Origin of the sequence: Paenibacillus methanolicus (assembly GCF_008124765.1) — a bacterium.
Lineage (GTDB): Bacteria > Bacillota > Bacilli > Paenibacillales > Paenibacillaceae > Paenibacillus_Z > Paenibacillus_Z methanolicus.
On the sequence record NZ_VNHS01000011.1, the window covers coordinates 192,003 to 216,040 of the forward strand.

Genomic DNA, 24,038 nt, shown 5'->3' on the forward strand with positions numbered 1-24,038 from the left:
TCTAAGCCGCGTTCACTCCCCACTCCCCGCTCCAGCCCAGCCCTCCCGCCAACAGGACCCCGCAAGGCATGCCAAAAAGCTCCCGTTCCTACCCGGAACCGGAGCTTCTTCGGTACTCGAACGTCAGCCGCGAGACGCTTCGCCCTGTCGACCCTACACCATCTTCGGCCGGCGCAGCTCGAACGGCACTTTGCCCTCGATCGTCGTCTCCAGCTCGATCTTCTCCATCCGAAGCACGTCCATCGGCCCCAGCATCGCGTGCAGCTCGAACGGGTCGGCGAATCGGCCGGCCAGCCACTGCTCGATGTGCTCTTCTTCGAGAATCGCCGGCATCGTCCGCTGGTACGGGGAGACGAGTCCGTTCGCCTGCGTCGTCATCAGCGTGCACGTGCGCAGCTCCTCGCCGGAGTTCGAGCGGAAGACGTCGTACAGCCCCGCGATGGCGAAGGAGCCGCCGCGCATCGTCATTTTGGCGCGAACGGTCTCTTTGCCTTCGGTCTTCGTTACATAGAAGCCGGTGCACGGCACGATGCAGCGCTGCTTCTTGAGGATACGATCGAAAATCGGCTTCCACAGCATCGTGCGCGTCTCCATCAGCACGGAATCCTTGGCCCAATACGGCAGCAGCCCCCAGCGGAAATCGTCCAGCAGGCGTCCTTGGTGCGGGTGGTCGAAGATGGCGGATACCGTCTCGGTCGGACTAATTTGCAGCCGGTTCGCATTATAGGTTAGTACCTTTTCTATCTGGTATCGCTGCTCGAGTTCCGCTCGTTCGGCCGTAATGGCAATCGCTTCGCACATCCTTAGTACTCCTCGCTTTGATGGTTTTGGTTGATTTGGTTATTATTTACCAAACAATCCTCATTCATGTGCGAATATGCCTAAATAACGGTATACTAATAAAGGTACTTACTTTACATACCCATATTTGAAGGGAGCGCTTAATCATGGCTGTATCGGAACAAAACTTGGCGAAATACGCCGAGCTGATCGTCAGAACCGGCGTGAACGTGCAGCAAGGGCAGGACGTATTCGTCACGACGACGATCGAGATGGCGCCGCTCGCGCGTCTCGTCGCGGCTTCGGCCTACGAGGCCGGCGCGCGCAACGTGCACATCGACTGGACGGACGATACGCTCTCGCGCCTGAAATACGAGAAAGCGGCGGACGAGGTGTTCACCGTATTCCCCGATTGGGAGAAGGACAAACGGATGTCGTTCGTCGAGAACGGCTCGGCGTTCATCGCCATCGTCTCCTCCAACCCGGATCTGCTGAAGGGCATCGATTCGCAGCGCATCGCGAACTTCCAGAAGGCGTCCGGCACGGCGCTGGCGGGCTACCGTCAAGCGGTGCAATCGGACAAAGTGCCTTGGACGGTCGTCGCGGCGGCGAACAAGGATTGGGCGGTCAAAGTATTCCCGAACGCCGGCACGCCGGACGAAGCGGTCGATCGGCTGTGGGACGCGATCTTCTCCTCCGTGCGCCTGCACGCGGAAGATCCGGTGGCGGCTTGGGCGGCGCACAACGACAACCTGCACCAGAAAGCGGATTACCTGAACGCGAAGCGATACAAGAAGCTTCATTACCGCGCGCCGGGCACCGACCTGACGGTCGAGCTGCCGGAGAAGCACCTGTGGCTCGGGGCGAGCAGCACCGATCCGAAGGGCAACGCGTTCATGGCGAACATGCCGACCGAGGAAGTGTTCACCGTTCCGTTCAAGGACGGCACGGAAGGCTACGTCTCCAGCACGAAGCCGCTCAGCTACGCGGGCAACATCATCGACGGCTTCAAGCTGACGTTCGAGAAGGGCCGCATCGTGAAGGTCGAAGCTAGCCAAGGCCAAGAGATTCTGCAGCAGCTCGTCGACACCGACGAAGGCTCGCATTACCTCGGCGAAGTCGCGCTCGTGCCGCACCAGTCGCCGATCTCGCAATCGAACATCCTGTTCTACAACACGCTGTTCGACGAGAACGCGTCGAACCACTTCGCTATCGGCAGCGGCTATGCGTTCAACCTCCAAGGCGGCAAGCAGATGAGCCGCGAGGAGCTGGCCGAGTACGGCGTGAACAACAGCATCACGCACGTTGATTTCATGGTCGGCTCCGCCGAGATGGACATCGACGGCATTACCGAAGACGGCACGATCGAGCCGATCTTCCGCGGCGGCAACTGGGCGTTCTAATCGCCGCAATATGAATAGCGCCCCCTCCTTGCCTGGTTGGCTTGGCGGGGGCGCTATTTCTTTTGCCGCATTCAATACGCATGAGTTCGCAGCGATACGATTTATTAATGCCGTTTATTGTTAATCGAGCTTAATATCCCCTGACTTGGCCTTCGCCATCGACGACAACCGGCCGAACCGCTCGATCATCGAGGCATAACAAGCCTGGTCGATCTCGAAGCCGCCCGATAGCTTGACCTCGATCCGGTCGGCATTGGCCCCGTATTTCCCCGTCGATAAGAAGTAACGGATCGCCAGCTGTTCTTTGCGGATGCGCAGCGTCTCGACGCTCATCTCGAAATCCTCGGGGAACCTCGACGCCAATTCGATTCGGTTCTCGACCTTCCCTTCCTTCAGCCGACGGACGAACGACTCGAACTCCCGCAGCGTGAACCACACGTTGCTGCCCCGTCCCGTGAATTTGTGATCCTTGATCTCGATCGCGCAGGATATGCTCGGCAGCTCGCCGGGAACGTACTTCTCCAGCAGAAAGGATATCGTCGATTCGCCGTCCGCGGAGACAATGCGAAAATCATACCTTTGGTCTTCATCCGACACTAGCTCATCCCCCGCTTTCAGGTCTGTTTCTTCAAGCTTAAAACAATCCGGCCAAATAAGAAACAGCCTCGGCGCAAAAAACGTTCGCCGAAGCCGTAATTTCCTCGTCTTTCGCCGCGAAACCGCCTGAATACGCAGGACATCTACTCGCGCGCGCGATTCAACGCGAGGGCGAACGCAAAGTGTCCGGCCCGGTGCGTCAGCGCGATCTCCCCGCCGTGCAGCGCGGCGATCTGCCTCGCGATGGACAAGCCAAGGCCGGACCCCTCCCGGTTGGCCGCGCCCGAACGGGCTTCGTCCGCCTTATAGAACCGCTCGAACAGCTTCCGCTCTTGCTCCTTCGTAATCGGCTCGCCTTCGTTCTCGACGACGATGCATATCCGCTCGGGCTCGGCCGCCAGCGTCACCCTTACTTCGCCCGGCACGACCGAGAACTTCAGCGCGTTCATGAGCAAATTATCGATCGCCCGCACGATTTTCTCCGGATCGACATCCGCGGGCACGCTCTCGGCCTGAAGTCTTGCCTGAAGCGTTAGCCCCCGCTCGATGGCGAGCGGCTCGTATTCGGTCAGCAGCTGCCCGAGCAGCGCCTTCATATCCACGCGCCGGATATCGAGCTGAATATCGCCCGAAGACAGCCGCGTGTAGTCGAACAGGTCGTCGATCAGTTTCTTCAACTGAAGCGTCTTGTTGTACGTATTTTGCACGAACCGGTCATGCTCGGCTTCGTCCCGGTAGGAACGGCTCCGCAGCAGATCAAGGTAGCCGATAATGCTCGTCAGCGGGGTGCGCAGATCGTGCGAGACGCCCGTGATCAGCTCCATCTTCGCCCGCTCCGTCTGCCTCTCCTGGCGAAGCTGGCGCTCCAGCTGCTCCGCCATCGCATTGATATTGCCGGCGATTAGCCCCAGCTCGTCCTTGCCGCGCGTGTTCAGCCGCACGGACAGATTGCCTTTGGCCAGTTCGCTCAAGCTCGCGTTGATGAGCTGGAACCGCCGCATTTTGCGATAGTTCAACAGGTAGAAGGTGATGACGAAGAACAGGACGAACAGCACCATGTTGCGGCCGCTCTGCGGGACGTAGAAGTAGCCGTCCTTCCCGTGCAGCCGGCCTTGAATGACGAGGATGACCTCTTCCTCCTGCCACGTGGCAGGCTCGATCTTCACGTACGGCATGCCTTCGTACGGATCATGCGCGTTGCCTGCCCGCTCGTACAGCTGCTCCAGGTTCAGACGTTCCTTCTTGCCCGCTTCCTCCGAGCGGAAGCGAACCGTGCCGTCCGCATCCGTGACGTAAACCGCGTATTGGCCGCCGCCGGCTTCCTCGACCGCCGCCCGCATCGAGAATTCGTTCGCGCGGCCGGGCACCTCGTCCCGCAGCCAAGCCAGACGGTTATCCATCTCGTTGACGCTCGCTTCGTAGCTCGTGTAAGGGACTTTATGCGCCGCGCGGAACAGCACGTCGATCTGCATGACGGCCAGCGTGCTCGCCAGCAGGCTGAGGGCGAAGGTGACAACCAGGTGGATGCGCAGGGAGAACGGGCGGTTATTCAATGCGGTACCCCACTCCCCAGACCGTCTTAATGTAGAGCGGCTCCCTCGGATTGCGCTCGAGCTTCTCGCGGAGATTGCGGATATGAACCATGACCGTGTTGTCCGAGTAGCCCGACTGCTCCTTCCATACGCTCTGATAGATGCGGTCCGCGCTGAACACATGCCCGCGATGGCTGGCGAGCAGCTGCAGAATGCCGAATTCGAGCGGCGTCAGCGCCACCTCCCGGTCGCCGGACGTGACGCGGTGACGTTCGGCGTCCACGACCAGATCCCCGATGATGATGCGCGTCTCTTCCTGCATCCGCGCGCGCAGCCGCTCCATCCGGCGCAACTGCGCCTTCGCGCGGGCCAACAGCTCGAGCGGGTTGAACGGCTTCGTGACGTAATCGTCGGCGCCCGTCGTCAGCCCCGTGATTTTATCCAGGTCCTCGCCCTTCGCGGACAGCATGATGACCGGCACGTCCCACTGCTCGCGAATGCGCAGGCACGTCTTGATCCCGTCCAGCACCGGCATCATCACGTCCAGAATGACGAGGTCCACGGCCTCCTGCCGCAGCAGCTCCAGCGCCTGCAGCCCATCCCCCGCCTCCAGCACCCGATAGCCCTCGTTGCGCAAATAAATATGAATCACGTCCCGAATCTCCGGATCGTCGTCCGTCACCAGCACGGTGAAGCTTGTTTGACTCATCGCCTTCTCGCCGCCCTTAATGGTTAAGTCTGTCAATGTTTCATGCCGCTATACGTATACGCCGTTAAAGGCGCCTTTCCCTGCCGCTATCCGTCGCGCGTCGCGCCGCTGCCGGTTACCCGGCCAAGCCGGATTTCGTCTTCCGGCGGCGGACGATAATGCGCGTGGCGAAATACAGCAGCAGCGTACTCGCCAAGAAGAAAATTTTGCTCGCCATCCCCGTTCCCTCCATCAGCTCGAAGGCTTCGTCGCCCCAATGAAACCCGAGCATGAAATAAATAAAAATCCACGCCACCGCTCCCGTGTAGGCAAACAGCGCCAGCTTGCGGAAGGGGACGCCCGTCGCGCCCGCGACGAACGGCATCAAGTATCGGACGCCCGGCAGGAAGCAGCTGACGATCAGCGCCTTGGCCCCATAACGGGCGGTCATCGCATCCACCTTGGCCAGCGGACGCCGGAATCGCTCGTTCGCCCTAAGTTTCCGCAGCAGCATGTGCCCGAACAGCCGGCCGATGAAGAATGCGACGGTGTACGCCACAATGAGCCCCGCAAGGCTATATAGATAGATCCGCCCTGGATCGAGCGATCCCTGCCCGGCCAACGAACCGCCAAGCAGCATCGTCGCCTCGTTCGGAATCGGAATGCCGATCGGTCCCAGGCCGAACGCCACGAAGAATAAGCCGTATCCATATTGCGCCACGAGCTGCGCAAGCATATCCAACATGAAGGATCATTCCCCTTTACCGCTTGATCATAACGTTCCTTAACGCCTGTTATAAGCATACGACGCAAATCTGAGCAGGGAGTCAATGAAATTCTGAAGGTTTTCTGAAGAATGGTTAAGGACGTCCGCGCTAGGCCATAGTCCGCGATCTAGACGAGGAAACGCAAAAAAAGGAGAATTTTCCCATATAACAAAAAAGCCGCCCCGCCAAAGCGGAGCAGCTTCGAAAATCCTATTTCTTCGCCACGTATTTGCGGATGTCGAACGCAACCGCCGCGACGATGATGAGACCTTTGATGATGAGCTGGTAGTACGGGCTGATGCCGATGAACGTCAGACCGTAGTTGATAACGCCGAAGATGACGACGCCGGCCATAACGCCCGGTACGGTACCGATACCGCCTGCGGTGGATACGCCGCCGACGACGCACGCCGCGATGGCGTCAAGCTCGTACATGTTGCCGTAGTTGTTCGTCGCGCCGCCGGTGCGGGCTGCTTCGAGCACGCCTGCCAGACCGTAGAGGGCGCCGGCGATCATGTAGATGTACATGATGTTGCGGGATACGCGGATACCGGATACGTTCGCCGCTTGGATGTTGCCGCCGATCGCGTACATGTTCTTGCCCAATTGCGTCTTGTTGAAGATGACCCAGACGATAAGGGCGACGACGATCGCGATAATGACGATATACGGAACCGAGTACGTGCCGTCCACGCCGATGTAGCCCGTGCCGAGATTCGTAAAGTCCTCGCGCAGACCGCCGATCGGCTGCGAGGAGTTCGGAGGCAGGTCGAAGTACAAGGAGTTCAGACCGTATACGCCGACCATGGTGCCGAGCGTCGCGATGAACGGCGGAACGTTCAGCTTCGCGACGATGAAGCCGTTCAGCAAGCCGACGAGCAAGCCGGCGATGATCGCCAGGATGATCGGGATAAACATGTTCAGGTGGCCGAGATCCGGGAAGAACCGGTTCGCGTACGTATCCATCTGCAGCATGGACGCCGAGATGACCGCCGTCAGGCCGACGATACGGCCGGCGGACAAGTCGGTGCCGCCCGTGATGAGAATGAACGCCATGCCCAGCGCGATAATGGCGCGGGTCGACGATTGGAGCAGGATATCGCGAAGCGTCGTGATCGCGATGAAGCTTGGGTCATAAACCGCAATCCCGACGATCAGTAACACCAGAACGATGTAGATCGCGTTTTGCGATGTGAAATTTCGAATACTAGCTGCGTTCATGCGCAAAAATCCTCCTTCGATCAGCCGCGTTGGGCGGCAAGCCGCATAATATCTTCTTCGGTAGCAGTCGCCCCATCGACGATGCCCGTCATACGTCCTTCACACATAACCATGACCCGATCGGACATGCCGAGCAGCTCGGGCATCTCGGACGAGATCATAATGATGCTTTTCCCTTGCTTCGCAAGTTCGGTCATGAACATGTAAATTTCGTATTTGGCGCCGACGTCAATGCCCCGGGTCGGTTCGTCCAGCATGAGAATGTCCGGGTTGGTCAGGAGCCAACGCGCGAGCAATACCTTCTGCTGGTTACCCCCGGAGAGGTTCTTGATCGGCGTGTCGATCGTAGGCGTCTTCGTGCGGAACCGCGTGACGTTGTCCGCGGCATCCTTGCGCATCTTGCGGTCGCTCAGCAGCCCGAATTTGTTGCGGTACTGCTTCAGGCTTGCGATAGCCGTGTTTTCCTTAATCGATAGTACCGGGAAAATACCGGTTACGCGGCGTTCCTCGGTCAGCAGCGCGATCTTGTGGTCAATCGCTTCCACCGGCGACTTGATCTTGACTTCCTTGCCGTTGATGGCGATCGTGCCGGATGCGACGCCGCGAAGGCCGAACAGCGCTTCGATCAGCTCGGTCCGCTGGGAGCCGACGAGACCGCCGACGCCGAGAATTTCGCCTTTGCGAAGCTCGAAGGACACGTCCTTGAAGGACAGCGCCTGCGTGGACGTCAGATTGTTGACCTTCAGGATCGGCTCTCCAGGCACGTTCGTACGCTCCGGGAACCGCTCTTTCAGTTCGCGGCCGACCATCCGGGAGATGATGAGGTCCATCGTCATTTCCGCGGACGGCCACGTGCCGATCAGCTTGCCGTCGCGCATGATCGTGATGTCGTCGGAGATGCGCAGAATTTCTTCCATTTTGTGCGAAATATAAATGATCGAGACGCCCCGCGCGCGAAGCTTGTTGATGATCTTGAACAGCTGCTCGACCTCGTTGCCCGTAAGCGAGGAAGTCGGCTCGTCCATAACGATGACTTTGGCGCGGTACGACACGGCTTTGGCGATTTCAATGGACTGCACGTTGGAGACGGACAAGGAACCGACTTTGACGTGCGGGTCTAGGGTCATTTCGAGCTCGGCGAGCACCGCTTTCGTTTCTTGCAGCATCTTGCGCTCGTCGATAAAGCGGAATGGGCCGAAGCCTTTCATCGGATAACGGCCTAGCCAGAGATTATCCATGACGTTCCGGTGCGGAACGGGGTGAAGCTCCTGGTGAATCATCGAGATACCGCGATTAAGTGCATCTTTCGAATCTGCAATCTTGACGGACTGTCCGTCGAAAATAATTTCGCCGTCATCCGGCGTGTAGATGCCAAACAAACACTTCATCAGCGTCGATTTGCCCGCGCCATTCTCGCCCATAAGCGCGTGGACGGTGCCGGGACGCACCTTCAGCGTCACATTGTCGAGCGCTTTAACGCCCGGGAACGATTTGGAAATGTGATTCATCTCTAGGATGAACGGGGTATTCGCCACTTTGATACGCCTCCTGTGCCTTGAAACCTATATACACAAGGCGAAACGGCATCGCCGTCTTTTAGCGGCGACGCGTGTTTCGTTCCGGTGAAATAGAGGTTGATTTATAACCGTGAAACTTATAAATTCCTATATTTAGATGAAACGGCTGCGCCCTGGGGCGCAGCACGCTTCATCGCGTTGAATCTGCGTAAAACTTGGATTATTGAGCGTCGGCAATGTTGTCTTTCGTGATTTTCTTGTATGCGATCCAGACGTATTTGCCGTCTGTCAGGTCATAGCCCGTGTTTTCTTTCGTAGGCGTTTCGCCTTTCGCCAGAACCGCTGCCAGCTCAAGCGTAGCTTTACCTTGGTTCTTCGCGTCGTTCAGAACCGTACCGAGCAGCGTGCCGTCTTGCAGCGCTTGGATCGCAGGCGCCGTTGCGTCTACGCCGACAACCGGCATGAATTTGTCGCCTGTGAAGTAGCCAGCCGCTTTGAGCGCTTCGACCGCGCCGAGCGCCATGTCGTCGTTGTTCGCGAAGACCGCTTCGATTTTGTCGCCTTGGGAAGCGAGGAATGCCGCCATTTTCTCTTGGCCTTTAACGCGGTCCCACATGGCCGTATCTTCAGCCAGCTTCTCAACCGGAATGCCCGCGTCTTCTACGGCTTTAACCGAGAATTTCGTGCGCAGCTCGGCATCTTGGTGTCCCGGCTCGCCTTTGAGCATAACGTATTGAAGCTTGCCGTCGCCGTTCTTGTCGGCTTTCGGGTTTGCTTTCCAGTAGTCGACGATCAGTTGGCCGGAGATGGTGCCGGACTCTTCGGCTTTCGCGCCGACGTAGTATACTTTATCCCATTTGTTCATGTCGTCTGCCATTGGCTCGCGGTTCAGGAACACGATCGGTACGTCTTTTGCTTTTGCTTTGTCGATCAGAACGCCTGCCGCCGTACGGTCAACCGCGTTGATCGCCAGCGCTTTGTAGCCTTTGTTGAGGAACAGGTCTACTTTATCGTTCTGCGTCGGTTGGGAGTTCTGGGAATCGACGATGTCGACTTCCGCTTTGCCCGCCGCCGCGTCTTTCAATGCGTTGCGAACGCCCGTCATGAATGTATCGTCAAATTTGTAGATGGCCACGCCGACTTTCGGAAGTTCTGCGCTGTCGCCCGCGTTCGTGCCTGCGTTCGTTCCCGCGTTCGTGCCCGTGTTACCCGCGTTGTTGGTGCCTTCGTTGTTGCCGCCACAGCCTGCCAGCGCGCCAACCGCCAATACGCTAGCGAGTACAATGGCCGTCATTTTTGTCTTTTTCAAGAAGAACAACCTCCCTTTAAATCGTTCATGTTCTTTTTGGATGCCTGCGTTCGTAGTGTTTCTCTCGCCTGCTGAATTTATTATGCGCGATTGTGAGAGGAAAACGAATTCAATATTCTCCTGTTTTCTATCGAAATTCTCATCTGTTTTCATAAAAAAAAGACATGTCGAAACATGTCGGAATTGATGGAATATTCAATGTTTTATTTGACGAACGGAAATAGAATCTTCTGGTTGTCCATCCAAAACATATTGTCGCGGTCGATGATCTTCGTATGGATATCGACGCGCGGCGGAATCGTCTCGCCCTCCATCGCCTGCATCGCATGCTTGACGCCGAGGTAGCCCATGCTGAACGGATTCTGCACGATCGTCGCCTCGAGCACCCCGTCCTGCAGCATCTCCAGCTCCTCGTGGGCGCTCTCGAACGCCACCACCTTCACTCGGTCTTCTTCCCCGCGGCGGATGAGTTCCCGCCCCGCGCCGATCGCCGCGTCGGCGTTCAGCGCGACGATGCCGTCCACGAGCGTCGCGTCCATCAGGGAGCGCGTTACGCTCTCGCATGCCTCGATGCCCGCCATGCAGTAGCGGTTGTCCAGCACCGTGATGAACGACGCCTGCTTGAACGTATCCAGAATGCCGCGGATGCGCTGCTCCATGTTCCGGTCGTCCTTCACCGAGCTTAGGATGACGACGTGTCCCTGCTCGCCAAGCTGCTCGATGATGCGTTCGCCAGCCTTCTTGCCCGCGTCATAGTTGTCGATGCCGATATAGGAGCGGACCGCCCCCGCATTAATGTCGGTGTCGATGGCGATAACGGGAATCCGCACGCCGGTGATGGCATTGGCCATGTCGCCGTCGTCGGCCGCCGCGACGACGAGCGCCCGCGTCTTATCCGCCAGCGCCTGGCGGACGAGCTTGATCTGGCCGGCGGAATCGTCGCTGTCGGGCATCGCCGTCACGGTCAGGTTCGCGCCGAACTCTTTGGCCGCCGCTTCGGCTCCCATGCGCACCGTCTCCCAGAAGTCGCTCTCCTGCTCGCGCAGGACGAGGGTGATGGTCGGCTGATTGAGCGCTTCGCCCTGCAGACCGACCCGCTCCTCGGCTTCGCCCGTCGGCAGAAGGGAATAGAGAATGCCCGCGATCGCGAAGGCCGCGATGACCGCCAGCAGCGCGTAGCCGAATTTCTCGTTCCGGGTCATTCGGCTTCCTCCTCTCGCAATGCGCGGTCCGCGCCGTCCGTATTTCTCGGAATCTCGATCGTCACCGTCGTCCCCTCTTCCAGCTCGCTCTCGTACGTCAGCCCGTATTCTTCGCCGTAATACAACCGGATGCGCTCGCGCACGTTGTGCACGCCGACCCCCGATCCCGAGCTGACCGGCTGCGCGCCGCCGGCCGGCGACGGCTCCGGCGCGATCTCGCGTCCCGCGTTCAACGCGGCCAGCTTGGCCGGCGGAATACCCAGGCCGTTATCGCGGATCGTGAAGCGGACCCGATCGCCCGCCGCAATCGCCCGCACCTCGATCTCGCCTTCGTCGACCATCCGCTCGATGCCATGCACGATCGCGTTCTCGATAATCGGCTGCAGGATGAGCTTCAGCGTCCGGTCGTGCGGCACGTCGTCGTCGGCTTCGACGGTGAAGCGGAATTTATTTTTGAACCGGATCTCCTGAATGGTCAGGTAGTTGCGGGCATGCTCCATCTCCTCCTGCACGGTGATGATCGCCTGCCCTTTGCTCAGGCTGATGCGGAACAGCTTGGAGAGCGACGTAATCGTGCGCACGATCTCCTCGTTCTTGCTCATGCCGACCATGCGGACGACCGAATTAAGCGTGTTGTACAAAAAATGCGGATTGATCTGCGCCTGAAGTACCTCGAGCTCGTATTTGCGCTTAGCCTCCTGCTCCCGCACGATCTGGTTCATGAGTCCTTTGATCGTCCCCATCATCATGTTGTACCGCTGGGACAATCGTTCTACCTCGAGCGCCCCCTTCACCTGCACCGGCGTGCCGAATTCGCCCCGTTCGACCGACTTCATCGCCTTCTCGAGCTGTTTGATCGGACGCGAAATGCGCGCGGACATGAATGCGGAGATAATGAGGACGAGCAGCAGCACGAGCGCCAGAATGCGGAGCGTGTAATCCCCGACCTCTTGCTTGCTCGTCATCACCTCGTCCATGTAGGAGACGCCGACGACTTTCCAGCCGATGTTGTTGACCGTCTTGATCGTAATCAGGCGGTCCTCGCCGGTCGAGTCGTCCATGTAGGAGCCATAGGCATACTTCAGCGCCTGCTCGACGTTCTCGTACTTCAGTCCGATATAGATGAGCTGCTGCTGCGGATGGTACACGATGTTGCCCGCCGAGTCGTCGATGATGTATACATAGCCCTTCTGGCCCAGGCTGACGCGCTGGCTCAATTCGTCGATCTGCTTGAAATTGACGTCGACGAGCAGCACGGCGTTCTGGGTGACGCCGCCGCGCTTGATCGTGATGCCTTTGCTCATCGAGACGACCCACCGGTACGAGCCGTGATAAATATTCTGAATATGCGGCAGCGAGAAGCTGAGATGGTTCGGCGTGTCGACCGCCGAGCGGAACCAGCTCTGCTCGCTGAGCGTGATCGAGTCGCGCACCGTCTGTCTCGGGTTGCTCTCGATCAGCTCCCCGCTCTCGGTGAACAGCGCTAGCGACACGATGTCCTCGCGCGTGCGGAGAATCGCGTTCAGCTCGCTGGCCACCGTCTCCCCCGGACGTCCCTGGGCGTTGGCGACGGTCTGGTCGATGACGCGGAATACTTCGGTAATGCTGCCGACGTAATCTTCGAGGTTGTAGCTGACCTGCTCGACGATCTGCTGCGTGCTGAGAATGGCGCTCTGCTCTTCCGTCTGCGAGAATTTATCGTAGAGAAGTAGTCCGAACAACGCGATGATCGCGACGGAGAGGAGCGAGAACGAGACCGTCAGGATAAATTGAATGCTCCTGCGCATGGGCGGCCTCACTCCTCCTGGGAGCGGTTGCGATATTCTTTCGGCGAGATGCCGACCTGCTTCTTGAAGCAGAAGCTGAAGTAGTTCGGATCGGAGAAGCCGACCCGCTCCGCGATCTCGAACGCCTTCAGATCCGTCGCGCGCAGCAGTTCCTTCGCCGCTTCCATCCGAATGTTCATCAGGTAGGCGACGAACGTCAGCTTCGTCTCCTTCTTGAACACGCTGCTGAAGTAGCCCGCGCTAATGTGCAAATGCCCGCACACCTGGTTGACGGAAATGTTGCTGTCCGCATAATTGGCCCGCGTGAAGTCGATCGCCTGCTGTACGAGCTGCCTGTACGAATGCTGCCGGCTGCTGGAGATCGTCTGCGCGAGCTTGACGCACAGGTTGCCGAACCACTCCCGGGTCGCTTCGATGCTGCCCTGCTTCTCGATCTCGGCGAAAATTTTGCCGCTGCCGCCGAACAGGCCTTCGAGATCGGCATCCGCGTCCTTGGCCGCCTTCAGCACGGCGGTCAGCAGCTCGATGACGTACACCTGATAGTCCTTGTACGACGTCTCGGTCCGCGCGATCTCCTCGAACAGTTCGTGCACGACCTGGCGCACCTCGTCGCCGGTCCCTAGCTTCAGGGAGCGGACGAGCTCCTGCTCCTTCAGCTCGTCGAAGCGGAGCCGGTTCACGAACCGCCGCTCCACGTCGCCGATATAGATAATCCGGTTGCTGCCCTCGAGCACCCGGTAATCGATCGCCTGAAGCGCCCCTTCGTAGCCGCGCTTCAGCTCGGCTAGGCCGGAGACCGGCTCGCCGACGCCGACCGTGACGGGCAGCTGCAGGAAACGCTCGATCTGATCGATCGTGTCCTGCAGCACCGCGAGCGTCGCGCGCAGCAGCGCTTCATGATCCGCCTCGGCCGAGATGGAGAGCAGCACGATATGATCCTGGTGGATGAACGCCCGTCCGAGCCCCTGCTTGTTCCACAGTTCCTCGGCGATATTAAGCACCGCGAACAGCTGCAGGTCCAGGTCGTCCGAGGCCAGCAGCGAACTCATTCGCCCGCCGCCCGGCTTGGCCGATGCCGCCTCCTGGCCCGTCTGCAGGCTGATGACCGAGACGAGATAGCCGGATCCGGCCAGCTGGAGGCCGTAGGTGCGCGCCTTCTCCGCGATCTGGCTGCCCGGCAGCTTCCGCGAGAGCAGCGAGGCGAGGAACGTCTCCCGCAGCACGGGCAGACTCGTCCGGTAATGCTCGCGCAGCAGCTCCATGTCTTCGCGGCGCGCGATCTCCGCGTCGATGCGAGCCTTCACCTTGGCCAGCGTCGCCGCGATCTGCGCGCCGTCGAACGGCTTGAGCACGTATTCGTCGACCTCCAGCTTGATGGCGCGCTGGGCGTATTCGAATTCGTCGAAGCCCGAGAGCAGGACGATGCGCGTATTCGGATACTCGCGCCGAATCCACTCCGACAGCGCGAGCCCGTCCATGAACGGCATGCTGATATCGGTCAGCACGACGTCCGGGATCAGCCGTTCGACGAGCTCGGACGCCTCCCGGCCGTTCTCGGCGGTGGCCACGACCTCGAAGCCATGAGCCGCCCAGTCGATCTCCTGCAGCAGCCCTTCCCGAACATCAATTTCATCATCGACAAGCAGCAGCTTGTACAACATCTATGTTTCCTCCTTGTATCGTTGGCGGATATATGACGGCAATGGCTAGAACGAGCGAAGAACGACGCGAGCGCCGCCCTCCCTCATACAGTCATGCCCCATTATACCGAATGGCGCGGCCGTTACAAACCGAAATTCGCGCTAACAAAAAGGGCTTCGCCCTCCAAATCCCTCTTTTCATCCTCGCCCCTCAGTTGCATAAGTTTCTAAGCAACCAAAAAGTCCGCGCCCCCGTTGCCGGGCGCGCGGACTTCCGCCTTGCCTATTTGACCAGCCACACTTGAATAAGCGAGAGCAGCTGGGACATGTCGATCGGCTTGCTGATATAGTCGGAGGCCCCGGCCGCCAAGCACTGCTCGCGGTCCTGCTTCATCGCCTTCGCCGTCAGCGCGATGATCGGCAGCCGCGCGAATTGCGGCTGCGAGCGGATAGCCCGCATCGCGTCGTAGCCGTCCATAACCGGCATCATAATGTCCATGAGCACGAGATCGACGGATATCCCCTGCCGAAGCAGCGCCAAGCACTCCTCCCCGTCATGGGCGGCCTTAACCGCGAAGCCGGTCTTCTCCAGGGCGCTCGTCAGCGCGAAGACGTTGCGCACGTCGTCGTCGACGATGAGCACGCTTCGCCCGGCGAACTGCCCGCGCGCCGCTTCCGCGGGCTGCAGGGCGGCCGCCGCCGTCTCCGCTTCGCTTGCGCTCGGCCTCGGCTTTGTCGATCCCCCATACCCGCCCGCGCCGCCGACGTGCCGGATCGCGATGTTCGCCAAGCCCGTCCCTTCGCCCGCGCCATCCGTCAACGACGGCAAATACAGCGTGAACGTCGATCCGCTTCCCTCGGCGCTGCGGAGCGCGATATGGCCGCGCAGCAGCTTCGACAGCTCCCTGGAGATCGACAGCCCGAGCCCGGTGCCCCCGTATTTGCGGTTGGTCGTCCCGTCCGCCTGGCGGAACGGATCGAAGACCGCTTCGTGCATATGGGGCGGGATGCCGATCCCCGTGTCGGCGACGGAAACGACGAGCGAGACCGGTCCCGGGAGGCGTCTAGCCGCGTCCGCATCCCGCTCCGGATCGAACGGCCGCAGCGTCAGCCGCACTTCGCCCCGCTCCGTGAATTTGATCGCATTGGATAATAAGTTTTTGATGATCTGATGGACGCGCAGTCCATCGCTATAGATAAAGTCCGGTATGGCCGGGTCCCGCTCGACGGCGAAGGCCAGCCTCTTCTTCTCCGCCAGCGGGCGGAAATGATGCTCCATGACGAACGGCAGCTCCGTCGTGTCCATTTGGTCGACGTGAATATCCAGCTTGCCGGCTTCTACTTTCGAAAGATCGAGAATGTCGTTGATCAGCAGCAACAGATCGCCGCCGGCCTCGTGGATGACGCGGGCGTAGTTCTGCTCCTCCGGCTGCAGCGTGCCGTGCGCGTTCTCCGCCAGCATCTGAGACAGGATGAGCATGCTGTTCAGCGGCGTGCGGAGCTCGTGCGACATGTTGGCGAGGAACTCGGATTTGTACTGCGAACTCTGCTGCAGCTCCGACGCGTAATTCTCCAGCTCGGTCTGGATCAGCGACAGCTCCCGCGATTTCTCCTCCGCGAACCGGGTTCGGTCCTCGAGCTGCTCGTTCGTGGCCCGAAGCTCTTCCTGCTGCGTTTGCAACTCCTCCATCATCGTCTGCGATTCGCGCAGCAGCCGCTCGATGCGGTCGCGGCTCTCCACGCCGTTCATCGTCGCGCCGAACGTGCCGATCACCTTCTCGAGCAGCGACCGCTCCGTCGCCGCGAACGGCCGGAAGGCGGCCAGCTCCAGCACGGCGATCGTCTCGCCCTCGAACACGACCGGCGCGACCAGCACATGCTGCGGGTCGGCTTCCCCGAGCGCGGAGGCGATCCGCAAGTAAGACGGCGGCGTCCCCTTCAGCTCCAAGATTCGCTGCTCGAGCGCGCATTGGCCGACCAGTCCTTCGCCGAGCCGGTAAGCCGGCGCCGCATCCGCTTCCCCGCTGACCGCGAAGACCGCCAGCCGCTCGAGCCGCCGCCGTTTGCGATCGTCGCTCCGGTGGTACAGCACCCCGCAGTCGGCGCCCGTCTGCCGTACCATCATGCCAAGGAAGGACCGCCCGAGCCGATCCATGTCCGTAACTCCCTGATGGGCGCTGACGATCTCGGTCTGCGTCGTCTGCAGCCAAGCTTCGCGTTCCTTGCTCTCCAGCAGCCGGTTCGTCGCCTCGCCCAGGTCGCGGATCTCATCATTGGTATGTACGACGATGCGCCGCCCGCTCGCGCTGTTCGAGACGGCGATTTCGTCGATGGCCTCCTTCACGTCCCGAATCGTCCGCGTGATCGCGCCGGCGGTGAACAGACCCAGCGCCACCGCCACGCATACGGTCAGACCGATGGCCAACAGCAGCACCCAGCGCAGCATAAGGCTCTGCTCCTCGAGCTCGGCGACGCGAGCATCGGACAGTTGCTGCTGGACAAGACGGAAATCCTCGAACTTTTTGCGCACCTCGTCGAATACCGTTTTGCCGGCGTCCCGTTGGAAAAAGGCCTTCACCTGCTCGTCGCGGCCTTCCTTCTGCAGCGCGACGATCGGATCGCCCGCCGTCTCGATCCACTTCCGGATGGAGGCTTCGATCGAATCCAGCCGCCGCTGCTGCGCCGGATTGTCCTCCATCAAGTCGTACAGCTCGTGCAAATCCTTCTCCCAACTCGCATGTCCGTCATCGTAGGGAACCAGATAGCTCGGGTTGCCGGTGATGACGAACCCCCGCTGCCCCGTCTCCATGTCCAGCATCGCCTTCTCGATCCGGCTCGTCTTCTCCTGAACCGAGAAATCATGCTCGGTTATGAACGCGACTTCCTCCTGTTGCGTATTCAGCCGATCGCCTAAGACGACGATCGATGTCAGTAAACACATGATGATAGCCAGATAGCCCGTCAATATTTTCGCCCGAATGCCGAAACGTAACCGACTTTGCATTTCCGCTCCCTGCCCCGTCTTATAGTGGTAAAACATTTCTCCCCGCATTATAAACGATGAACGGGGCAGGGTGCCATGTCCGAAGCGTGAATCTTGCCTTGCCGGGACGCGCGGAGCGAGAGGGGCGATCATCGATTTATTCGGTCAAAATAACGGGCCCGCGCTCCGTGATCGCGATCGTGTGCTCGTACTGGGCCGACCACTTGCCGTCGAAGCTGCGCGCCGTCCAGCCGTCCGGATCCAGCCGGATATACGGCGTGCCCAGCGTCAGAATCGGCTCGACCGTCAGCACCATGCCGGCGCGCAGTTTCTTGCCCGTGCCGGGCCTCGCGCGGTGCGCCACCTGCGGTTGCTCGTGCATCTGACGGCCGATGCCGTGGCCGACGAAGCTCTCGACGACCGCAAGGCCGGCCCGCTCCGCCGCCATTCCCGCCGCGAAGCCGATGTCGCCGACGCGGTTCCCCGGAACCGCCGCGGCAATGCCCGCCATCAGCGCCTGCTTCGTCGCGCGCATCAGGCGCGCGGCTTCGGCCGAAGGGACGCCGACCGCGTACGTCCAGGCCGAATCGGCCATCCAGCCGTCCAACTCCGCCACCATGTCGATCGTCACGATGTCGCCGCCGCGAAGCGGCTTGTTCGTCGGCGCGCCATGGCAGCAGACGTCGTTGACCGATGCGCACGTCGCGTACCGGTAGCCTTTGTAGCCCTTCTGGGCAGGCCTGGCCCCGCGCCGGACCATGTAGGCCTCGGCGAACGCGTCGATCTCCGCCGTCGTGACGCCGGGCGCCAACCGCTTGGCGATTTCCTTGTGACACGAGGCGATAATCGCGCCCGCCTTGCGAATGCGGCCGATCTCCGCCGCCGTCTTCAATTCCGCCATCCGTTCTCCCTCCTGCTGCCCATCGATGTCCGCGGAACATATAACAAAAGGGCATCGCCCCTTCAGATCCCCTTTCTCCCTCCCCCTTCCCCCTTCCCCCTCCTCCGAGGGGAAGCAAAGGGCTTCGCCCTCTGGACACCCTTTTTCGTGATGGCGCGCTTGTTCGCGGTAGGCGACTGGGCCTGAGTGGGGCACGCTTTTGTCCTGACGGACAAAGCTTCAGTGGGCTTAAGTCCTACTTAGACATAAGCGTGTTGAAGCCTGGTAACTGCTAGCAGCCGGTGGCCTCACCGTACGCTTTTCCTTAACCTGACAGCATTGCCCTCCGCTGAGGGGAACCAGAGGGATTCGTCCCTCTGGACTCCCGAAATAAACTCGCCTTCTACGCGGCCGTCTTCGATGTGTCCTTTCGCGCGGAGCCCGCGTTGTCCTGAAGTTGGTTTATGGGGAGGTTGCTTGGACAAAGCTCTTGATCGAGCTTCGTTCGCGGCTGTGTGCCTCGGACGTAAACCTGCTTATTCGAGCCATCAGTGGGATGCGGTTCTAATCCTCGCTTTCGTCCGCTTGCGCGGACACGCTTTACGTTCCTTTTATCCACATATTCAAGAGCACCATAATTTCCTGAACGATAAAAAAGCCTCGTCCCAAAAAGAGCGGACAAGGCTTTGCCTGTGCGTATTTAACTTACCGAAGATTTCAGACGGCCCATCTCGTGATCGACCAGCATGGTCAGCTCGTCCTCATAGCCTCCGGTGATGCGGTATTTGCGGATGTAATCGCGTACGAATTTGCGTGAGTCCTTCGGTTGGAAAATTCTCGTCAGTTCCTTAAGGCTTTCTTTGACTTCATTATGGCTTCGTTTCGCCATGAAATCCCCTCCTAGCATCGGATGGCGGTCCTAACAATCCAAGTACGAGAGCTATCTGACGGAGTTAAGTGTGCGCCGCTTAGGTACCTCTGAAGAAAGAACATGCCGACTGAATTAGGCGACTTCATGCTGCTCATAAACGAACGACTATTCTTATTAGTCAGTTAATTATAACATTTATAATTAGCGATTGAAAAGCGAACACGGCCTATATTTTCCTTGAAACTCACATTTTGTCGTTTTTCGCCGCGCTTACGGCCTCCTCTTCCGGGGGAACCGCTTGCGCGGGGCGATTGGCGGCTTGCTTGCCGCCGGCGGGCGACCAGGCGCTGTTCTTGTACATGCGCAGATACGCGATGACGCCGATAATGGCGACCAGAATTCCGAATGCGATGACCATCGTCGTTACCCATGGATGAACCATTATCTTGCTCCCCTTTCGCCCTGCCCGTTTTTCCAGTTATAGGCTAAGTATAGGCGAAAGGGAGAACGCTTTCAATGCGGTGGCCAACCCGCTACAAAATTGTAACATTGTAACGATTACGTTACTTTTCGAAAGGACGCTCCGCCCCAGGCGAGCCGCTGCCCGTCTTCGGCATAGATATGGCCTTCGAGCGTCAGCGTCCGTCCCGCCCGGTGAATGAGCTCCGCCTGGCACGTCAACACGCCCCCGGACGCGCTTTGCAAATAATGGATGTTCAATTGCGCCGTGACGACCTTCTCGCCCGGACAAGCCAGCATCGCCGCCATCCCCATCGTGTTGTCCATAAACGTCGCGAGCACCCCGCCGTGCACGATGCCGTACAAGTTCATATGCTCGGGGCCGATCGCCAGGCACAGTCCGGCCTTGCCCGCTTCCGCGCGGACCAGGCCGCAGCGGATGGAGCCGCCGAAGTCGACGCCCTCCGGCGCAATCAGGCGAAAGACGCCCCCGGACGGAGCCGCCTGCTTGCCGGATTTCCCGCGCTCGCTCATCCGCACTCCTCCTCGCGTAACCGTCTCGCCGGCAGCCTAGGCCGCCGGGGCGAAAATCGCCCATGCCGGCGTTAGCCGGGCGGTTGTCCGCTCGCCCCGTCCTCCGGCCGCGTACAGCTCTTCGCCGCCTCTTCCTCGTACAGCTTGCGGTGCAGCACTTTACCGATCATCGACATCGGCAGCGCGGCGCGGAACTCGTATTGATGCGGGACCTTGAAGGCGGCCAGACGTTCCCTGCACCAGCGGTTCAACTCATCCTCGGTCACGGACGCGTCCTGGACCGCGACGACGAACGCCTTCACGCTCTCGCCCCGGTAGGGATCGTTAATGCCGATGACCGCCGCCTCCCGAACCGCCGGGTGCTCGTGCAGCACTTCTTCGATTTCGCGGGGATAGATATTGAATCCGCCGGCGATGATGACGTCCTTCCGCCTGCCGACGATGGCGAAATAGCCCTCCTCGTCCATCACCGCCAGATCGCCCGTATGAAGCCATCCGTCCTTCAGCGCGGCGGCCGTCGCCTCCGTGTTGTTCCAATAGCCGAGCATCACCTGCGGCCCCCGGACGAGCAGCTCGCCGACGGCGCCGATGGACTGCTCTTCGCCGGTGTCCGGATCGACGATTCTGGCTTCCGTGTTCGGAAGGGGCACCCCGATCGAGCCGGTTTTGCGTTTGCCCCAGAGCGGATTGGCATGGGTGACCGGCGAAGACTCGGTCATGCCGTAGCCTTCGGTCAGCTTGCCCCCGGTGATCGCTTCGAATCGCTGCTGAACATCCAGCGGAAGCGCCGCCGCGCCGCTGACGCATGCTTCAATCGACGATAAATCATATTTATGCAGCTTCGCCGCGTTCATGATCGCGATGTACATCGTCGGCGCCCCCGGGAATACGGTCGCCCGATTCTTGTGAATCGCTTTCAACACCGCCGTCGGCTCGAATCGCGGCAGCAAAATAAGCAGCCCGCCGCGCAGAACCGCCTGATTCATTAATACCGTCAATCCGAACACGTGAAACAGCGGCAGCGCGGCGAGGAAGCGCTCCTTCCCGTCTCCCAGCCGGTAACACCAGGCCGCCGTCTGCAGCGCGTTCGCGATCAAATTGCGGTGCGTGAGCATGACCCCTTTGGGCAAGCCGGTCGTCCCGCCCGTATACTGCAGCAGCGCGACGTCGCCGCCGGAATTCGGCGAGAACGGAGCCGGCTCCGAGGTCGGGCTGGCCAGAAACCGCCCGTAGGCGATCACGCCATGGCTGCCGTACGGAATCGGCGCGCGCTTCGTCCCGCGCTTCGTCAGCGGGAAGAGGACGTTCTTCGGGAAAGGCAGCGCCTCCTGCATCGTGGCGACGATGACGTGCTTCAGCCCGGGAAGCGGGCCTCGCTCCGGGTCTTCCCCGCGGGCCGCCGCTAACCTCGGATATAACAGATCGAGCGTCAGAATCGCCTTGGCCCCGCTGTCCCGCAATTGATGGACGAGCTCGCGCTCGACGTACAGCGGATTCGTCATGACGACGATCGCGCCCGCCAGCAGCGCGCCGAAATATCCCGCGACGGCCTGCGGACAGTTCGGCAGCATGATCGCCACCCGATCGCCCTTGGCCACGCCCGCCGCCTGCAGGCCGGCCGCGATCCGGCGGGCATCCGCGCATAGCTTGGCGTACGTCGTGCGCTTGCCGAAGAAATCGAGCGCGTCATGATGCGGATACTTCTCCGCCGCGCGGATCAGCAGTTCGTGGACCGCGTCGTCCGGTATGTCGACCGCGGGCGGCACCTCCACCGGATAGTGCCTGTACCATAGCCGTTCTTTCTCCCTCTCTTGCTCCATCGACGATTCCCCCCACTTCAGGATCGGCCGCTTGCCTGGCGCCGGGCGCGGCCGGATCGATCGCGTTAGCTGATGTAGCCGCCCGTGCGGATCACGGCCGCCGCGATACCGCGTTTGAGCCCGATCGTGTCGGAGAGCGGCGCCCGCATCAATTTGCGCAGAATCCCCAGCTGGCTCTGCAGCGCGTCGCCGCTCTCCAGCGTCGCGAGCACCCGCTTGGCTTCGGCATCGATACGGTCCATCGCCTCCTGCACGAACACGGCCGTCATCTCGGCAGCCAGCTGCGATCCGGACGCGCCCTCCGCGCTGAGCAGCCTTTTGCGCGCGCGCAGGCAGGCGCTCTCCATCGCGTAGATCTGAATCATCATGTCCGCGAGCGCGCACATGACCTCCTGTTGCTGCTCCAGCCCGAGCCCGTACTTCTGCACCGCCAGTCCGCCCACCGCCAGGAATGCGGTCTTCGCCTGGCCGATCCGGTACGTCTCCTTCGCCAGCGGCTCGGTAAAAGCGGGCAGCGGCATTGGCTGATGCAGCTTGTGCTGGAGGGCGCGCGCCTTGCGGAGCAGCGGCAGCTCGCCGCGGAGCGCCTTCCTCATCAGCGCGGTCGGGATGAGCAGCCGGTTGATTTCGTTCGTGCCCTCGACGATCCGGTGAACCCGCGCGTCCCGGTACATTTGCTCCGCCGCGCTGCCCTGCATATACCCGTATCCGCCGTGGATTTGCAACGCTTCGTCGACGATCCGGTCTAGCGCTTCCGTGGCGAATATTTTGTTCGCCGAGCATTCGATCGCATACTCTTCCAGCATCGCGGAGACGGCCTCCCAGTTCCCGTCCGCTTCGGCGTGCTCGGCGCGCATTCCCCGCAGCGCGTCCTCAAGCCGTCCCGCCGTCCGGTACGCCATGCTTTCCGCCGCGTACGCCGCGATATTCATGTCCGCGAGCTTGGCCCCGACAAGCGGGAACGCGGTTAGCGTCCGGCCGAACTGCTTGCGCTTGCCCGCATGACGGACAGCCGCCGCCAGCGCTTCCTTCGCGCCGCCGACGCAGTGCGCCGCCAATTTAAAGCGTCCGATATTAAGCACGTTGAAGGCGATCGCATGCCCGTAACCCGCCTCGCCCAGCACATTGTCCGCCGGCACGGGGGTATCGTCGAAGTGCAGGGAGCAGGTCGACGTTCCGTTAATGCCCATCTTGCGCTCTTCCGGACCGATCTCGAATCCGTCCATCCCCCGCTCGACGATGAAGGCCGTGATATAATCCCCGTCCACCTTGGCGAAGACGACGAACACGTCGGCCGCCCCGGCATTGCTGACGAACTGCTTCGCGCCCCGCAGGACGTAATGCGTCCCGTCCGGCGACAGCCTGGCCGTCGTCTTCATCCGCAGCGCGTCCGAACCCGCCCCCGGCTCGGTTAACGCGTACGCCGCGATCCGCTTGCCGGCCGCGAGATCCGGCAAGTACCGCGCCTTCTGCTCCGCGGTGCCGAATAAGACGATCGGCAGCGTGCCGATTCCGGCGTGCGCGTTCATCGTCAAGCCCAGCGAGCCCGCCGCCGCGAGCTTCTCGGCGAGCAGCGTCGAGCTCGCCCAGTCTAAGCCGAGACCGCCGAAGACCTCCGGCACGTCCGCGCCAAGCAGGCCTAGATCGCCGGCCGCGCGCAGACTCGCCTTCGTCGCGGCCGCATCGAACGCGGCGGGATCGGGCGTTCGGGACGCTTCGGCAGCCGCGAAAGCGGCGGCCGTCTTGCCGTACGCCAGCTGTTCCTCCGTCAAGTCCTCGGGCGTCGTCGTCAATTCCGGCGGCATATCGTCGACCACGAAGCGTCCGCCCCATCGGTTCGTCCCGTTGTTTGCCATACGGATGCCCCTTTCCGCGCTTCTGCATTTCTGAAGCTTCCCGTGTCAGACTTTCCGTTGTCTCCAACGCGCTGCGCTGCGGGGAGAAGAACAGCCAGGACAAGCGGTAAGCGCTTACATGAATCGTTAAGTATTTATATCTATGTCCGCCCGGCGGGCGTAATGCCAATCGCCGACCGCTCCATTGTCTGC

19 protein-coding genes are annotated in these 24,038 nt (G+C 60.6%); 1 reads left to right on the forward strand and 18 read right to left on the reverse strand.

Features of this window, described 5'->3' with window-relative positions; translation table 11 throughout:
• Nucleotides 1-153: 153 nt before the first annotated feature.
• Nucleotides 154-801, reverse strand: a complete 648-nt coding sequence (locus tag BCM02_RS26880; RefSeq protein ID WP_148932224.1) for an SOS response-associated peptidase — start codon at nucleotides 799-801, stop codon at nucleotides 154-156.
• A 146-nt stretch (nucleotides 802-947) separates the two neighbouring features.
• Between BCM02_RS26880 and BCM02_RS26885 the strand changes: the two genes are divergently transcribed.
• Nucleotides 948-2,183 carry an aminopeptidase gene (locus tag BCM02_RS26885; RefSeq protein WP_148932225.1) on the forward strand — a complete coding sequence of 412 codons (1,236 nt, stop codon included), beginning with the start codon at nucleotides 948-950 and terminating at the stop codon, nucleotides 2,181-2,183.
• 120 nt (nucleotides 2,184-2,303) lie between these two features.
• Here the strand turns inward: BCM02_RS26885 and BCM02_RS26890 are convergent, their stop codons facing one another.
• The 17 genes from BCM02_RS26890 to BCM02_RS26970 form a co-directional block, all read right to left on the reverse strand.
• Complete coding sequence (locus BCM02_RS26890; protein ID WP_148932226.1) at nucleotides 2,304-2,780, reverse strand: hypothetical protein; 477 nt, start codon at nucleotides 2,778-2,780, stop codon at nucleotides 2,304-2,306.
• A gap of 143 nt (nucleotides 2,781-2,923) precedes the next feature.
• Complete coding sequence (locus BCM02_RS26895; RefSeq protein ID WP_148932227.1) at nucleotides 2,924-4,333, reverse strand: sensor histidine kinase; 1,410 nt, start codon at nucleotides 4,331-4,333, stop codon at nucleotides 2,924-2,926.
• Nucleotides 4,326-5,021, reverse strand: a complete 696-nt coding sequence (locus BCM02_RS26900) for a response regulator transcription factor (RefSeq protein WP_148932228.1) — start codon at nucleotides 5,019-5,021, stop codon at nucleotides 4,326-4,328. Before BCM02_RS26900 ends, BCM02_RS26895 begins: the two co-directional genes overlap by 8 nt.
• 115 nt (nucleotides 5,022-5,136) lie before the next feature.
• Nucleotides 5,137-5,745 (reverse strand): DedA family protein, encoded by a 609-nt coding sequence (locus BCM02_RS26905; RefSeq protein ID WP_148932229.1) that lies wholly within the window; start codon nucleotides 5,743-5,745, stop codon nucleotides 5,137-5,139.
• Nucleotides 5,746-5,977: 232 nt separating this feature from the next.
• On the reverse strand, nucleotides 5,978-6,988 hold the full coding sequence (mglC, locus tag BCM02_RS26910) for a galactose/methyl galactoside ABC transporter permease MglC (RefSeq protein WP_148932230.1): 1,011 nt from the start codon (nucleotides 6,986-6,988) through the stop codon (nucleotides 5,978-5,980).
• A 20-nt stretch (nucleotides 6,989-7,008) separates the two neighbouring features.
• Nucleotides 7,009-8,496, reverse strand: a complete 1,488-nt coding sequence (locus tag BCM02_RS26915; RefSeq protein ID WP_148932382.1) for a sugar ABC transporter ATP-binding protein — start codon at nucleotides 8,494-8,496, stop codon at nucleotides 7,009-7,011.
• Between the two features lie 229 nt (nucleotides 8,497-8,725).
• On the reverse strand, nucleotides 8,726-9,799 hold the full coding sequence (locus tag BCM02_RS26920) for a galactose ABC transporter substrate-binding protein (protein WP_148932383.1): 1,074 nt from the start codon (nucleotides 9,797-9,799) through the stop codon (nucleotides 8,726-8,728).
• Nucleotides 9,800-10,017: 218 nt separating this feature from the next.
• Nucleotides 10,018-11,016: a substrate-binding domain-containing protein gene (locus BCM02_RS26925; protein WP_148932231.1), complete on the reverse strand. Its 999-nt coding sequence runs from the start codon at nucleotides 11,014-11,016 to the stop codon at nucleotides 10,018-10,020.
• Nucleotides 11,013-12,803: a cache domain-containing sensor histidine kinase gene (locus BCM02_RS26930; protein WP_148932232.1), complete on the reverse strand. Its 1,791-nt coding sequence runs from the start codon at nucleotides 12,801-12,803 to the stop codon at nucleotides 11,013-11,015. The genes BCM02_RS26925 and BCM02_RS26930 overlap by 4 nt, the downstream gene beginning before the upstream one ends.
• 8 nt (nucleotides 12,804-12,811) lie before the next feature.
• Nucleotides 12,812-14,461 carry a response regulator gene (locus BCM02_RS26935; RefSeq protein ID WP_148932384.1) on the reverse strand — a complete coding sequence of 550 codons (1,650 nt, stop codon included), beginning with the start codon at nucleotides 14,459-14,461 and terminating at the stop codon, nucleotides 12,812-12,814.
• A 265-nt stretch (nucleotides 14,462-14,726) separates the two neighbouring features.
• Nucleotides 14,727-17,447, reverse strand: a complete 2,721-nt coding sequence (locus BCM02_RS26940) for a CHASE3 domain-containing protein (protein ID WP_187434424.1) — start codon at nucleotides 17,445-17,447, stop codon at nucleotides 14,727-14,729.
• Nucleotides 17,448-17,583: 136 nt separating this feature from the next.
• On the reverse strand, nucleotides 17,584-18,327 hold the full coding sequence (gene map / locus BCM02_RS26945) for a type I methionyl aminopeptidase (RefSeq protein ID WP_148932234.1): 744 nt from the start codon (nucleotides 18,325-18,327) through the stop codon (nucleotides 17,584-17,586).
• Nucleotides 18,328-19,006: 679 nt separating this feature from the next.
• A complete protein-coding gene (locus BCM02_RS26950; RefSeq protein ID WP_148932235.1) occupies nucleotides 19,007-19,195 on the reverse strand; it encodes a hypothetical protein in 189 nt (62 codons plus the stop codon).
• Between the two features lie 226 nt (nucleotides 19,196-19,421).
• The gene (locus tag BCM02_RS26955; protein WP_148932236.1) at nucleotides 19,422-19,619 is read right to left on the reverse strand and encodes a hypothetical protein; all 198 of its coding nucleotides are present in this window, start codon (nucleotides 19,617-19,619) and stop codon (nucleotides 19,422-19,424) included.
• 116 nt (nucleotides 19,620-19,735) lie between these two features.
• Complete coding sequence (locus tag BCM02_RS26960) at nucleotides 19,736-20,170, reverse strand: PaaI family thioesterase (protein ID WP_148932237.1); 435 nt, start codon at nucleotides 20,168-20,170, stop codon at nucleotides 19,736-19,738.
• Between the two features lie 71 nt (nucleotides 20,171-20,241).
• Nucleotides 20,242-21,990, reverse strand: a complete 1,749-nt coding sequence (locus BCM02_RS26965) for a long-chain-fatty-acid--CoA ligase (protein ID WP_148932238.1) — start codon at nucleotides 21,988-21,990, stop codon at nucleotides 20,242-20,244.
• Nucleotides 21,991-22,055: 65 nt separating this feature from the next.
• Entirely contained in the window at nucleotides 22,056-23,846 is a 1,791-nt protein-coding gene (locus BCM02_RS26970; RefSeq protein WP_148932239.1) for an acyl-CoA dehydrogenase family protein, read from the reverse strand.
• Nucleotides 23,847-24,038 lie beyond the last annotated feature (192 nt).

Bases quoted from the DNA above. Each gene is read 5' to 3' on its own strand.
- BCM02_RS26925 (WP_148932231.1), bottom strand. From the start codon at position 11,016: ATGACCCGGAACGAGAAATTCGGCTACGCGCTGCTGGCGGTCATCGCG.
- BCM02_RS26900 (WP_148932228.1), bottom strand. From the start codon at position 5,021: ATGAGTCAAACAAGCTTCACCGTGCTGGTGACGGACGACGATCCGGAG.
- BCM02_RS26940 (WP_187434424.1), bottom strand. From the start codon at position 17,447: ATGCAAAGTCGGTTACGTTTCGGCATTCGGGCGAAAATATTGACGGGC.
- BCM02_RS26915 (WP_148932382.1), bottom strand. From the start codon at position 8,496: ATGAATCACATTTCCAAATCGTTCCCGGGCGTTAAAGCGCTCGACAAT.
- BCM02_RS26905 (WP_148932229.1), bottom strand. From the start codon at position 5,745: ATGTTGGATATGCTTGCGCAGCTCGTGGCGCAATATGGATACGGCTTA.
- BCM02_RS26880 (WP_148932224.1), bottom strand. From the start codon at position 801: ATGTGCGAAGCGATTGCCATTACGGCCGAACGAGCGGAACTCGAGCAG.
- BCM02_RS26955 (WP_148932236.1), bottom strand. From the start codon at position 19,619: ATGGTTCATCCATGGGTAACGACGATGGTCATCGCATTCGGAATTCTG.
- BCM02_RS26885 (WP_148932225.1), top strand. From the start codon at position 948: ATGGCTGTATCGGAACAAAACTTGGCGAAATACGCCGAGCTGATCGTC.
- BCM02_RS26930 (WP_148932232.1), bottom strand. From the start codon at position 12,803: ATGCGCAGGAGCATTCAATTTATCCTGACGGTCTCGTTCTCGCTCCTC.
- BCM02_RS26960 (WP_148932237.1), bottom strand. From the start codon at position 20,170: ATGAGCGAGCGCGGGAAATCCGGCAAGCAGGCGGCTCCGTCCGGGGGC.
- BCM02_RS26920 (WP_148932383.1), bottom strand. From the start codon at position 9,799: ATGACGGCCATTGTACTCGCTAGCGTATTGGCGGTTGGCGCGCTGGCA.
- BCM02_RS26950 (WP_148932235.1), bottom strand. From the start codon at position 19,195: ATGGCGAAACGAAGCCATAATGAAGTCAAAGAAAGCCTTAAGGAACTG.
- BCM02_RS26970 (WP_148932239.1), bottom strand. From the start codon at position 23,846: ATGGCAAACAACGGGACGAACCGATGGGGCGGACGCTTCGTGGTCGAC.
- map (WP_148932234.1), bottom strand. From the start codon at position 18,327: ATGGCGGAATTGAAGACGGCGGCGGAGATCGGCCGCATTCGCAAGGCG.
- BCM02_RS26965 (WP_148932238.1), bottom strand. From the start codon at position 21,990: ATGGAGCAAGAGAGGGAGAAAGAACGGCTATGGTACAGGCACTATCCG.
- mglC (WP_148932230.1), bottom strand. From the start codon at position 6,988: ATGAACGCAGCTAGTATTCGAAATTTCACATCGCAAAACGCGATCTAC.